The sequence below is a fragment of the Syntrophorhabdaceae bacterium genome, from assembly GCA_036504895.1.
Classification (GTDB): Bacteria; Desulfobacterota; Syntrophorhabdia; order Syntrophorhabdales; family Syntrophorhabdaceae; genus PNOM01.
In genome coordinates this window covers 15,276-27,325 of sequence record DASXUJ010000106.1, presented here as the reverse complement: position 1 = coordinate 27,325, position 12,050 = coordinate 15,276, and the positions used below count along the sequence as shown (strand labels likewise).

At 57.6% G+C, this 12,050-nt stretch carries 9 protein-coding genes; 3 read left to right on the top strand and 6 right to left on the bottom strand.

Annotated features, from left to right (window positions below; all coding sequences use genetic code 11):
• The 3 genes from VGJ94_15295 to VGJ94_15285 all read left to right on the top strand — a co-directional run.
• A partial coding sequence (locus tag VGJ94_15295) for a hypothetical protein (protein ID HEY3277982.1) occupies positions 1 to 524 on the top strand: 524 nt, incomplete at its 5' end.
• A gap of 82 nt (positions 525 to 606) precedes the next feature.
• Complete coding sequence (locus VGJ94_15290; protein HEY3277981.1) at positions 607 to 948, top strand: hypothetical protein; 342 nt, start codon at positions 607 to 609, stop codon at positions 946 to 948.
• A 135-nt stretch (positions 949 to 1,083) separates the two neighbouring features.
• Positions 1,084 to 2,949 (top strand): glycosyl hydrolase family 28 protein, encoded by a 1,866-nt coding sequence (locus tag VGJ94_15285; GenBank protein HEY3277980.1) that lies wholly within the window; start codon positions 1,084 to 1,086, stop codon positions 2,947 to 2,949.
• 56 nt (positions 2,950 to 3,005) lie between these two features.
• On the opposite strand, the gene VGJ94_15280 is transcribed toward VGJ94_15285, so the two are convergent.
• The 6 genes from VGJ94_15280 to VGJ94_15255 all read right to left on the bottom strand — a co-directional run bounded on the left by VGJ94_15280 (position 3,006) and on the right by VGJ94_15255 (position 12,039).
• Positions 3,006 to 5,285, bottom strand: coding sequence for a xanthine dehydrogenase family protein molybdopterin-binding subunit (locus tag VGJ94_15280; GenBank protein HEY3277979.1), 2,280 nt, complete (start codon positions 5,283 to 5,285; stop codon positions 3,006 to 3,008).
• Between the two features lie 2 nt (positions 5,286 to 5,287).
• Complete coding sequence (locus VGJ94_15275) at positions 5,288 to 5,755, bottom strand: (2Fe-2S)-binding protein (protein HEY3277978.1); 468 nt, start codon at positions 5,753 to 5,755, stop codon at positions 5,288 to 5,290.
• Between the two features lie 11 nt (positions 5,756 to 5,766).
• On the bottom strand, positions 5,767 to 6,741 hold the full coding sequence (locus VGJ94_15270; GenBank protein ID HEY3277977.1) for an FAD binding domain-containing protein: 975 nt from the start codon (positions 6,739 to 6,741) through the stop codon (positions 5,767 to 5,769).
• Between the two features lie 16 nt (positions 6,742 to 6,757).
• Positions 6,758 to 8,050, bottom strand: a complete 1,293-nt coding sequence (locus VGJ94_15265; GenBank protein HEY3277976.1) for a phenylacetate--CoA ligase — start codon at positions 8,048 to 8,050, stop codon at positions 6,758 to 6,760.
• A 180-nt stretch (positions 8,051 to 8,230) separates the two neighbouring features.
• Positions 8,231 to 9,940 carry a hydantoinase B/oxoprolinase family protein gene (locus VGJ94_15260; GenBank protein HEY3277975.1) on the bottom strand — a complete coding sequence of 570 codons (1,710 nt, stop codon included), beginning with the start codon at positions 9,938 to 9,940 and terminating at the stop codon, positions 8,231 to 8,233.
• Between the two features lie 2 nt (positions 9,941 to 9,942).
• On the bottom strand, positions 9,943 to 12,039 hold the full coding sequence (locus VGJ94_15255) for a hydantoinase/oxoprolinase family protein (GenBank protein ID HEY3277974.1): 2,097 nt from the start codon (positions 12,037 to 12,039) through the stop codon (positions 9,943 to 9,945).
• Between the last annotated feature and the right edge of the window lie 11 nt (positions 12,040 to 12,050).

Here is a 12,050-nt window from a genome sequence, read left to right as displayed (position 1 = left end):
TTCAAAACTCCATTTTATGGAGCGATCAGGGCAGGGCATTCGTGGTCGGCCCGGAATCGCACAGCACGAAAAACCGCATATATAGCGGGATCGCAATGAGGAATGTCGATGTACTGAGGGTTAATAATTACGAACCGGATTGGGCCAAGGGGGTCCTCGCGATCAATTGCGGGGACGGGGCCACGGTAAGAAATGTGGCCTTTCAGAATATCCGGGTAGGACCTGTTCCCCCCGGCACGAGCCTCCTCAGCCTCACCATGACGCCCACGCCTTTTAATGCGTCTCCCGGGGGCCTTATCCAAAACATCACGTTCAACAATGTCTCCCTGGAAGGCGCGACCCAATACCCGAATACTATCTATGGCTATGACGCCGGCCATTTGGTGAAGGGGGTACGCTTTACCAACCTCAGAATTAACGGAGCCTGTGTGGGAAGCGCCACGGCAGGCGACATTCTGACGAACGGATTTACGAAAAACATCACCTTTTCCTGCCCGCCCGCCTCCGGAACGTCGACCCGCTGACATCTTCCCTCCGCTCTATATACTTGACCGGGCACGCAGAATTTAGACACAGGGAGCACAACTGTAGGCCGGAGAGACAATTATGCTTGTAAAATCATGGCGAAATGACTACCCTGTAGCAGGCTGCAAGGCAGCGTGCGAAAATATATACCGGAACAGGTGTCCCATGGCGAAACATTCCCATTCCTTTGTAGAAACCTTCAGCGGCTTCCTCGGCTACGGCCTGGACAGGCAGTCGAATGAGGAGATGCTTCAGTTCACCCTGCAGAAATTTTCCGACGATGAGGTGATGAAGACCCTGCTCACACGGATGAGCGACGAGGACCTGGATGAGCTCTTCGAAATGACGGGGAAAATGTTGAGAAAATATCTGTCGGAGCCGGAGTACCATCGATTATTCCTCAAAGATAAGGAGCCGGAATAAAGAAGAGGCCAACCGTGCAGACCCTCCCCTAGCCTTTGGTATCTTTCTTGACAAGCCCCGATCAGTGATTATAACCCCTTAGTAGGGTGCGAAGTCACCGCCGTTAACACCGCATTCCAAAAAGGAGGCATGAATATGAAAACCCCGAGGCCCTCTCTCGCAGGGAAACAATTAGCACGGGGGCTGGTGATCGCTATTTTGGGACTCCTCCCGCTCTTTCTGCTCTTCCCCCTTCTTCTTCAGGCAGAGATTACCGTCTACCCTGCCCCGCAGGATGCACCCGGCAACCCCACGTTTACGGTGGAAGTACGTTCCCCGGGGGGCGCATGGAGCGGTTTGTTCGTCTATGACGCAATGGTCGACAAGACCACTCAGTCCCACATGTCCTTCGCCTATTTTGATTCAGATTTTTCGACCAATGTAGAAGTGAGGGTAACGAACAATTCGGGGGTTGTCTCCTCCGCGGTGATAAGGCCCGACTCAGCCGGACTCGTCCCGTCTATCGCGGGCAATACCGTGACTTTTACCATGACCGCGCCGAAGAAGATATCGGTGGAAATCGACCACGACATCTATCACAATCTCTTCATTTTCGCCAATGGAAAGGACCTGAACCCCATAGCCTCATCGGGTCCCAAAGTCCTTTATTACGGTCCGGGCACGCATCTTATCGGGGATGGGACCGGGACCTTGTATCCCTCCATTGGGGACACCGTCTATATCGCGGGAGGGGCCATCGTATATGGCAAGATACTGGTACATAAAGCGCACGATGTGACCATCGCCGGAAGAGGGATCCTCTCGGGGGGCAAGTTCGATCACGCGATTCCGGACAATACCCCTAAACCCCCCATGCTCACGGTGAACGAATCGACCGGGATTACCGTGCAAGACATTATCATCATTGACGGCGTGGGGTGGAATATACCGATCATCGCATCCGATGCCGTCGTAGTGGACAATGTCAAAATCATGGGATGGATGGTAAATTCCGACGGCATTCTCCCCCAGTACTCCCGCAACGTCACGATCAACGACTGTTTTATAAGAACCAACGACGACTGCATCACCATAAAGCTTGCCCTGGGAGGTGAAGGCGGAAATACAATGGGTTCTTATAATACCGCCATTCAGAATTCCGTCCTCTGGGCCGATCAGGGAAGAGCAGTTCTTATCGGACCCGAATCGTACAGCATTTCGGACCGGACTTTCGATGGAATTAAGGTGAGGAATATCGATATCCTCGAGGTCGATAATTATGACTTCGACTGGGCGAGAGGGGTCCTCGCGATTAATAGCGCAGACGGCGTTACGGTGAGGAATGTCGCATTTCAGAATATCCGGGTGGACCACATCTCTGCCATGACAAACCTTCTTAACCTCACCATGGCGCCTACGCCTTACAATACTTCCCCAGGGGGCAGTGTGCAAAATATAACCTTCGACAATGTTATCCTCAAGGGAGCCAACCAGAAGGCGAACGGGATCTTCGGCTATGACGCCGACCGCGTCGTTGACGGCGTGTCCGTGAAGAATTTGAAAATCAACAATGCCTGTGTGCAAAACGCCGCGGCAGGAGATATCCAGGTTAACAGCTACACGCGCAACATCAGTTTCTTCTGCGGACCGGAGGCCGATATTGAGCCGCCGGCAGTGCCCGTCAATCTCAGGGCCAAAGTCCCTTCGCCTTCCACCGTCATCTTCACGTGGACCGCGTCCGCCGATAATGTGGCGGTCGAGGGGTATAAAGTATATCGAAACGGGTCCCTGGCGGGGACTTCAACAGGTACATCCTACAGTACCGTCCCGCCCTCGACGGACAGCAACTACACGGTTTCAGCCTATGATGCCGCCAATAACGAGTCGGCCCAATCCACGGCGGTACTCGTCCTCACGCCCCCCGTGGGCTTTGACCAGGCGTCCCTCTCCCGTACGTCCGTGATTAAAAAGCCCCGGGTTCGAAGGCATCGCTTGACAGACGGATTATCTCTCTCTTATTGATACAGATGGCCGGGCGGCACAATATTCTGCCCGCCCGGCCATGGCTTTATGACTTTTCAGCGTGCTTCTTTTTCCTTTAGCGCCTTCAGGATCTTCTCCGGCGTGATGGGCAGGTCCTTGATCCTCACGCCTACCGCGTCATAGATGGCATTCGCGATGGCGGGCGCCGTGGGAACGAGGCCGGGCTCGCCGATGCCTTTTGCGCCGAAGGGTCCGTCCTGCTCGTCCGTCTCCACTATCACGGCCTGGACCGGGGGCACATCCCGTGCGGTGGGCATCTTGTAATCGAGGAAATTGCCGTTCTTGAGGACGCCCTTTTCGAATACCATCTTCTCTCCCAGGGCATACCCGATCCCCATCAATCCTCCGCCGTGGATCTGCGCCTCGAGGAGCATGGGGTTTAAGGCCTTCCCCACGTCGTGGGCAGCCACGTAGTTGAGGATCTTCACCTTTCCCGTCTCCCTGTCCACCTCCACTTCCGCCCCATGGGCCCCGTAGGCGTAGGATACAGAGAGATTGCCCCTGAAGGTCTGATCGAAGTTCTCGTTTGGCGGATCGTAGAAATGCTCCGCCACCAGCATCCGTCCTCCAGGGGTATAATGGGCTTTCCTCAGGACCTTGGAGAGGGTAATGTTCTTCTCCTTGTCGTGAACCGCAAATATGACGCCGTCCTGCATGTCGAGGGATTCCGGGGATTCTTTCAGGTTCTTCGCCGCGATCTCCATTATCTGGGCCCTGATCTTTTTCGCCGCGCCGAGGGCTGAATTGCCCGCCACGAAGGTGGTCCTGCTCGCATGGGCCCCCACATCCCAGGGGCAGACGTCAGTGTCGTTATTGATCACGTTGATGTCGTCCATGGGGACGCCGATCACCTCGGCCACTATCTGGGAGATGATCGTCTCCGAGCCCTGGCCGATCTCGGAGGAGCCCGTAATGACGTCCACTTTTCCGTTGTCGTCAACTTTTATGATGGTGCCGCACCCGTCGGACTTATAGACCCGTGCCGCGCCCCCCACGTGGATAAGGGCCGCCATGCCCACGCCCCTGCCGTTATGTTTCCCCCGCTTCTCTTTCCAGTTGAGGCGCGTCACCACCTCTTCTATGCACTCCTTCATGCCGCAGGAGGTGATCTTGAAATTCTGCGGCGTGAGCTCGCCCGGCTCATTCGCATTGATGCGCCGTATCTCGACAGGATCGATGCCCGCCTTCTCCGCGAGCTGGTCGAGGAGCGACTCGATGGCAAAGGTCGCCTGGGGATTTCCGTACCCCCTCATGGCCTGGCTGTAGGTATTGTTCGTGTAGACGCACTTTGCCGTATAGTGGATATTCGGCACCTTGTACAGCGACGAGATGGGCACCATCATGACCGAAGGCGTGGTCGCGCCCCACGACGTGTAGGCGCCGTTGTCGAGGACCATCTCCATCTCGCGGAAGGTGAGCCTGCCGTCCTTGTCGCACCCCTGGGAGATCTTCGTGACCGTGCACTGCCGCGGGGACGTGGCGAAGAACTCCTCTTCCCTCGAAAAGACTATCTTTACCGGCTTTCTCGTCTCCATGGCGAGGAGGATAGCGATATATTCATAGGCATAGGTATCGAGCTTGCTGCCGAAGCCGCCGCCTATCACTGCCTGGATCACCCTCACTTTCCTGTTCTTGTGGCCGAAGGCCTTCAGGGCCTCGATGAAATCGTTCTGGGCCAGGGAGGGTATCTGGGTGTTGCTGTACATGACGAGGTTGTTGTTCGTATCGAAGCACGCGATGCATCCGCTCGTGCCCAGGCAGCAGTGGGTCACCCAGGGGGTGCTGAAAGTATCCTCCACCACAAAGGCGGACTCCTTCTTCGCTGCCTCCACGTCGCCGGCCACGAATTTCCACGGCATCTTGAGCACGTTCGATTTGAACTCCTCATGGACCAGGGGCGCCCCTTCCTTCATGGCCTCCATTGGGTCGAATATGCCCGGCAATTCCTCGTAATCAACCTGGATCAGGTCGAGGGCCTCTTCGGCGATCTCGGGACTTATGGCTGCCACGGCGGCCACTTCATCCCTCATGGAGAGCACTTTACCCGACTTAAGGGGCGGGTTGTCCTTCAGGAAGCCGAACCTGAAGTTGTTCGGCACGTCGGCGGCAGTGATCACCGCCCGCACCCCGGGAAGCTCCCGCGCTTTGCTCGTGTCGATATTTACGATCCGGGCGTGGGGGTATTTACTATAAAGTATCCTCCCGTAGAGCATGCCCGGAAGCTTGAGGTCCTGTATGTAGATTGCCCCGCCCGTAGCCTTGAGGGGCGCATCTTTTTTCGGGATTTTCTGTCCTACAATGGTCGGTACGCTCATACTCACCTCCCGCCTGCAATGGATTTGACTGCATCGAGGATCTTCACGTACCCCGTGCACCTGCACAGGTTGCCTTCGATGCTCTCTTTGATCTCATCGTCAGAAGGCGCGGGCTTCTCATCGAGAAGGGCCTTCGCGGACATGATCATGCCCGGTATGCAAAAGCCGCACTGAATGGCCCCCTCCTTCACGAAGGCCGCCTGCACCGGGTCGAGCCCGCCCGTCTTCGCGGCAAGACCCTCGATCGTCGTAATCACCTTGCCCTCCGCTTCCATCACGGGATAGAGGCAGGAATCTACTGCCTTGCCGTCGACAATGACCGTGCAGGCGCCGCATTCTCCGTATCCGCAGCCCTCCTTCGTTCCCGTCATCTCGAGCACTTCCCTGATCACATGGAGGAGCGTCCATTTGGGATCGACTTCCACCATCACCTTTTCATTATTTAACGTAAAGGATATCTCTTTTTTCATGGTCCCCTCTCTTACCAAAGCCTTTCGGGAAATATGACGTCGTCGGGCCTGACCACGCGGTCTATGGCCTTCAGGATCGCCCTTTTCGTAAGCACCTTCACCATGTCCCGTCGGTACCATGCTTCGCCGCGGACGCTGTCCCGCGGCTGAGACTCGGAGGCCGCGATCTCCCCGATCTCCCGAAACAACGCCTCCGATATGACCTTTCCCCTGAGGGCCTCCTCGGCCTTCTTCGCCCGGATCGGCCTCGGCGCGACCACCCCCATCGCGATCCTCACGTCCTCGCAGATGACCTTTTCCTCCTCGAGTCGCGTCACGATATGGGAGATGGAATCGATGGTGCAAAAGGCATCCTTGCAGCCCACCTCATCGCCGTCGATCCTTATGGTTATCCGCGCCGCGATCCCGAGTATGGGGAGGTCCATGGCCTGCCTTCTCGTGTGTTTGATATAGGCGGAGCCGGTATTTGCCCCTAAGGCGGGTATCTTGAAGGAGGTCACGATCTCCCCCTTCTCCATGGCAACCTTATTGGGTCCCACGAGGAAATCGTCGATCGCCGTCACGCGCTCGCCGCCGGGGCCCATAATGCAGACTCCCGCATCGAGGACGAGCAGCGGGCACGCCGAATCGGCCGAAGGGGCGGCATTACAGATGTTGCCTCCCACGGTGGCCACATTCCGTATCTGCTTCGAGCCCACATTGCTCGTGGCGTCAACCAGGGCGCTGTAACGCTTCCTGATCGTTTCGTTCCCGTTGATCTCGCTCATGGTTACCCCGCTTCCGAGGGTAAGTCCCGAACCCGTGTCGACCGCGCAGATGGCGCCCACGTTCCTGAGTGAAATCAGGTGCGCGGGCCGGATCTTCTTCTGCCTCATGAGCACCATGACATCCGTGCCCCCGGCGATGTAGGCCCAGTTCTCCAGGCTCCCCGCCAGATCGAGCGCTTCTTTGAGTGTCTGTGGCTTATAGTATTCACATCCTGTCACGATGACCCCCTTTTCCTTAGTCTCTGTTATCGAAGACCCGTTTGGTCTTTCTCTCCGATCTCGGCAGGCCGCCGTAATCGACGATTTCGACATCGCAGCTCACCATGATCTGTTTCTTGATATCCTTGGCGATGGCTCTTATGATCTGCGAATCGTCCCCGCCATTTGCGCCCGGCGCCCTTTCCACCTTTACCGCCATATAGTCCTTCCCATCTTCCTTCCGCGTGAGGACGATCTGGTATTCGCTCCCCACCTTTTCTATGTGGGAGAGGATCTGATCGATATGGCTCGGGTAGATGTTGACGGCCCTGAAGATGAACATGTCGTCGGACCTCCCGAGGATCTTGTCGTGCAGGGGCATCACCCGGCCGCAGGGGCACTTTTCAGGCATGATCCGCGAGAGGTCCCTGGTCCTGTACCTGACGAGGGGAGCGCCCTCCTTTCGCAAGGTGGTCACCACCATCTCCCCCACCTCGCCCGGCGCCACGGGCTCCAGGGTCTCGGGGTTCAGGATCTCGAGGATATAGTAGTCCGCCCAGTAATGGATTCCCTTGTGGTGGATACAGTCGAGACCTGTTCCCGGTCCATAGAGCTCGGTAAGGCCCGGGATATCGAAAAGCTGGTCCGGCGCCACGCCCGAGAGGTCTGAAATCCTTGTCCTCATGGCCTCGCTCGAGCGCTCGGAGCCGAAGATCATCTTTTTGAGGGCGATCTTGCCCCTTAAATCCCGCTTGTCGATCTCCTCCGCCATGAGAAGCCCCATGGAGGCGGTACAGCACAGGACCGTGGTCCCCAGGTCTTCGAGGAACTGGCACTGCATGTCCAGGTTTCCCGGCCCCACGGGAACGGCCATGGCCCCGAACCGTTCGCAGCCGTTCTGGAACCCTACCCCCGCGGTCCAGACGCCGTAGCCTACCGCGATCTGAATGCGGTCGTTCACGGTGCAGTCCGCATATTCGTAGCACCTGGCAAACATGTTCGCCCAATCGTCTACGTCCTTTGCTGTGTAGCTCAGGACCTTCCGTTTGCCCGTGGTGCCGCTCGACGCGTGGATCCGGACCACCTCTTCGAAAGGCACGCTGAGCAGGGGGAAAGGGTATCCTTCCTGCAGGTCCTTGCTCGTGGTAAAAGGCAGCCGCCTTAAATCGTCGAGGCTTTGTATGTCTTCAGGCTTTACTTTCGCCTCGTCAAACCTTCTCTTGTAAAACGACGAGCCCAGATACGCATGCCGGGCCGTCCACTTAAGCCCCTGAAGCTGAAAGGCGAGGAGGTCTTTTTCTCCCCCTATGAATGCAGAACTTCCCGTCATTGTCTCCCTCCTGTTGAATTCAAAATCTTTCCGGGCCCATTTAGAAGCCCTTTTTCAAGGCCTTACCGGCCTGCCGTCTCGGTCAACATTCAAGGATCAACAACTGCTCCGTTGCCCTGCCCGCATCACTGCGAAAGAGGAAACCGCGCTGTTTCCGCGTTTCATTGGAACCTTTCCACCTCATCCCCTGATCTTCTCCGTCTCCTCCTGCCTGACCGCAAGGGTCACCGGATCGAGGACCACGCCATAGTCGTCTCTCGCGCTCTCAAGGCTCACATAGCCCTGGGCCACATCGAATGCCACGAGCTCGGGGTCGCGCTCCAAGGCCTTCCCGTAACCGCCCCCTCCGGGGGCGTCGATCGTCACCACATCGCCCGGGACGAGCTGGGTGAGGCCATAGGAGTTGCCCGCCTTTCCGTTTACCAGAAATTGGGCTTTCGTGCCGGTTTTTCCCCCGAAAAGGCCCTCCGCGGGATGGATATATCTGCCCGCCTGAATGCCGAGGTTGACGGGAGGAATAGGCGCATATTCGTCATCGGGCACGCGAAAGACTTCCCTTTTTCCAAGGCCGCCCTTCGTCCGGCCGATGCCCCCCGAATCGGCGAGAAGCTCCCTTCTCTCCACGATGAGAGGGGTGTCGCTTTCGAATATCTCGACCGGCGTATTTGCCCCGTTTGCCGGGAATATGTAGACGTAATTGCCGTCGTTCATGGCCCCTGCCCCCATGCCACCTCCCCTTATGATCACCGAATGCCAGGGCTTTCCGTCAATTCTCCGGCCATAGAAGACGTTCATGGCCGCCGGTGTGCCGCCGGAGCCCGCGATTACACGGGTGGGCAGTACGTCGGCGAGGGCGCGGTAGATCACTTCGGTCAGAAAATGGCCGACTCCCATTCTCGCGGCCACGGCAACGGGGAACTTGCAGTTCACCACCGTGGCCTCCGGCGCGGTCAGCACGATGGGCGTAGCGCATCCCTCGTTATTCGGGATGTCGGGGGCGAACATGCTCTTGACTGCCATAAAGACATAGGCGTAGGTGAAATTGAAGACCACGTTGCCGCCCCAGTTCACGTGTCCCGAGGAGCCTTCGAGGTCGACGAGGATATCGCTCCCCCTCACTTCCACCTTGGCATTGATAAGGATATCTTCCCGCCCTGCCTGCTGCTCGATTCTGCCGGTGGCAAGATACTCACCATCGGGGATCTTCTCGATCTCTCCCCTCATGCTCTTCTCGGTAAGGCCGATGATCTGGTCGGCCAGGTCGTCGAGGTCTTCAAGTCCGCTCTCCTGAAGCATCTGCCGTATCTTTTCACCGCACACATGGTTCGCGGCGATCTGGGACCTGATGTCGCCCACTACCTCCTCGGGGGTCCGCACGTTCCAGCGGATCATGTCGAGGACCGCCTCGTTGAGGACGCCCTTATCGTAGAGCTTGACCAGAGGTATGAAAAGACCTTCCTCGAACACGTCGTGGTTGTCGGAAGCCACCCGTCCCCCGATGTCGGAGTGGTGAAAAACGCAGGCAGTGAATGCCACGAGCTGGTTCTTATAGAAGATGGGGCTCATGACGCAGACGTCGTTGAGATGGCCGGCCAGGGCCCAGGGATCATTGGTGATGAAGACGTCCCCCTCCCGGTAGAAGTCCAGAGGGTACTTGCGCACCAGGTTCTTTATGCCCAGCGCCATGGCGCCCGACTGACCCGGGGTCGCGAACGTTCCCTGGGCCAGCTCCCGACCTTTCCGGTCGGTAAACATACAGGTGTAGTCGTGGGCATCACGGAGAAGACTCGAGAATGCCGTGCGGGCCACGCTGCCGTCCGCCTCGTCAACGATGGAGATCAATCTCCGCCACAAAATCTCCAGTGTGATCGGATCAAATGTACGCGCCATCTTTATACCCCCCTCACGTCGATCCAAAGAAAGCCGAACTCATCGATTGATACATGCCCCTCCTCGCCTACGATCAGGGTGGACTCTTTTTCCTCGATGATCGCCGGACCCTTGAATGTCGCGCCGGGAAAGAGCTTGTACCGATCGTAGATGGTATGGGTGATGAAATCCCCGGCTACGGGGGAGTAAGCGGGTCGCTGCCCCTTTATTGCGTCGCCGAGGGTGGAGCCGGGAATTGCACTGAGCTTCGGAAGCTTGAGGAGCCGCTCGGGGAGGCTTGCCCTGATCTTGAAATTGATAAATTCCACCTCGGAATCGGGGTAAGTCCTGCCATAGAGCTTCTCATACACGCCATCGAAGGCCTTTCTGATCCCGGGCCGCGTATGCACGGTAAACTCCTCGGCCGACACGGGCACGCTCACCTCCGCACCCTGTCCCACGAAGCGCATGTCGAGTGACCTTTCGTACCGGATCGTCTCCGGGCTCGCCTCTTTCCTGAATATCTTTTCCGCTTCGGTCTCTAAGCTCTTGAATATGGTCTCGATAATCCCGAATTCCACGTCCGCGAGTGCGGCCTTGTGGCTTCGAAGGAGATCGAAAGCCCTTGGCGCGGTAAAAAATCCCATGGCCGAGCCCACACCCGCATTGGGCGGCACGAGAAGACGGGGAGCGCCAAGCTTCTTTGCGAGCCCCCAGGCATGAACCGGTCCTGCCCCCCCGAAGGCGGTGATGGTCACGATCTTCGGATTTCCTCCCTTTTCCGCGATATGAGTCTTGGCGGCGGCCGCCATGGTCTCGTTGATGAGGTCATGGATGCCCCATACTGCCTGAATATAGGAGACGCCGAGGGGACCGGCGATCTTTTCCTCCACGCCCCGCCTTGCCCCAACCTTATCGAGCTTCATTTCACCGCCGAGAAAATAGTTCTCGTCGAGATAACCGAGGAGGAGATCGGCATCGGTTACGCAGGGGTCCTGCCCGCCCCTTCCGTAGCAAATAGGCCCCGGTGCTGCCCCCGAGCTCTCCGGACCGACTTGAAGTGTCCCGAGCTTGCTGACCTTCGCGATGCTTCCTCCTCCTGCGCCTATCTCCATGAGGTCCACCACGGGGACCTGAATGGTAAGCCCGCTCCCTTTCATGAAACGCTGGACCCGGCCGACCTCGAAGGTCGGCACCACGCCCGCGACCCCTTTCTGGATAAGGCACGATTTTGCCGTCGTGCCCCCCATATCGAAACAGAACATTTCCGGGATATTGAAGTGCTTGCCGTAATACTGGCCTGCGATGACCGCGGCCGTGGGTCCTGACTCGATGATCCGGACAGGGAATTCCGCCGCCGTCTCCACCGAGGTGATCCCGCCGCTGGAAAGCATGATGAAGAGCTTACCCCCGAAGCCCAGTGATTCGAGCCTGCCCGAGAGCTTTGAAAGGTACCGTCCGGTGAGGGGTTTTACATATGCATTGGTGACGGTGGTGCTCGTCCGCTCGTACTCCTTGATCTGGGGAAGGACATAATAAGAAATGGAGACCGAGACCCCCGGCGCCTCCTCCTCGATGATCTCCTTGAGCATCAGCTCATGAGAGGGGTTTTCAAAGGAATTGAGAAGGCAGACCGCGATCGACTCGATGCCCATGGCGAGGAGCTGCCTCACGACTTTTCGCGCCTCGGCCGGATCGAGGGCTTTCAGTACGCTCCCGTCGCTCCGTACCCTCTCGTCCACCTCGAGACGATATTTTCTCGGTACAAGGGGCAAGGGGAATTCGGCAAAGACATCATAGGGGGCGTAGCGTATCTCGCGCCCTATCTCCAGGACATCCCTGAAGCCCCTGGTGGTGATGAGCCCAGTCTTCGCTCCCTTTCTCTCGATTATGGAATTGATCACAAGGGTGGTGCCGTGGATCAGCTCGTCGAGCTTCCCCACGAATCCCGGGGCAGCGCTTTTGAGCGCCTCGATTCCCTCTTCCACGGCGTCCGAGGGGTCCGTGGGGGTGGTCAGGCACTTGCCCGTTTTTATCTCGCCGCTCTGATCGTCAAGGAGAACGAAATCAGTAAATGTGCCGCCTATATCGCAGCCCAGCCGAAAGCAATTGTCGCTCATACATTCCTCCA

Coding starts and splice junctions, on each gene's coding strand:
- VGJ94_15290 (HEY3277981.1), top strand. CDS start 607: ATGCTTGTAAAATCATGGCGAAATGACTACCCTGTAGCAGGCTGCAAG.
- VGJ94_15285 (HEY3277980.1), top strand. CDS start 1,084: ATGAAAACCCCGAGGCCCTCTCTCGCAGGGAAACAATTAGCACGGGGG.
- VGJ94_15280 (HEY3277979.1), bottom strand. CDS start 5,285: ATGAGCGTACCGACCATTGTAGGACAGAAAATCCCGAAAAAAGATGCG.
- VGJ94_15275 (HEY3277978.1), bottom strand. CDS start 5,755: ATGAAAAAAGAGATATCCTTTACGTTAAATAATGAAAAGGTGATGGTG.
- VGJ94_15265 (HEY3277976.1), bottom strand. CDS start 8,050: ATGACGGGAAGTTCTGCATTCATAGGGGGAGAAAAAGACCTCCTCGCC.
- VGJ94_15260 (HEY3277975.1), bottom strand. CDS start 9,940: ATGGCGCGTACATTTGATCCGATCACACTGGAGATTTTGTGGCGGAGA.
- VGJ94_15255 (HEY3277974.1), bottom strand. CDS start 12,039: ATGAGCGACAATTGCTTTCGGCTGGGCTGCGATATAGGCGGCACATTT.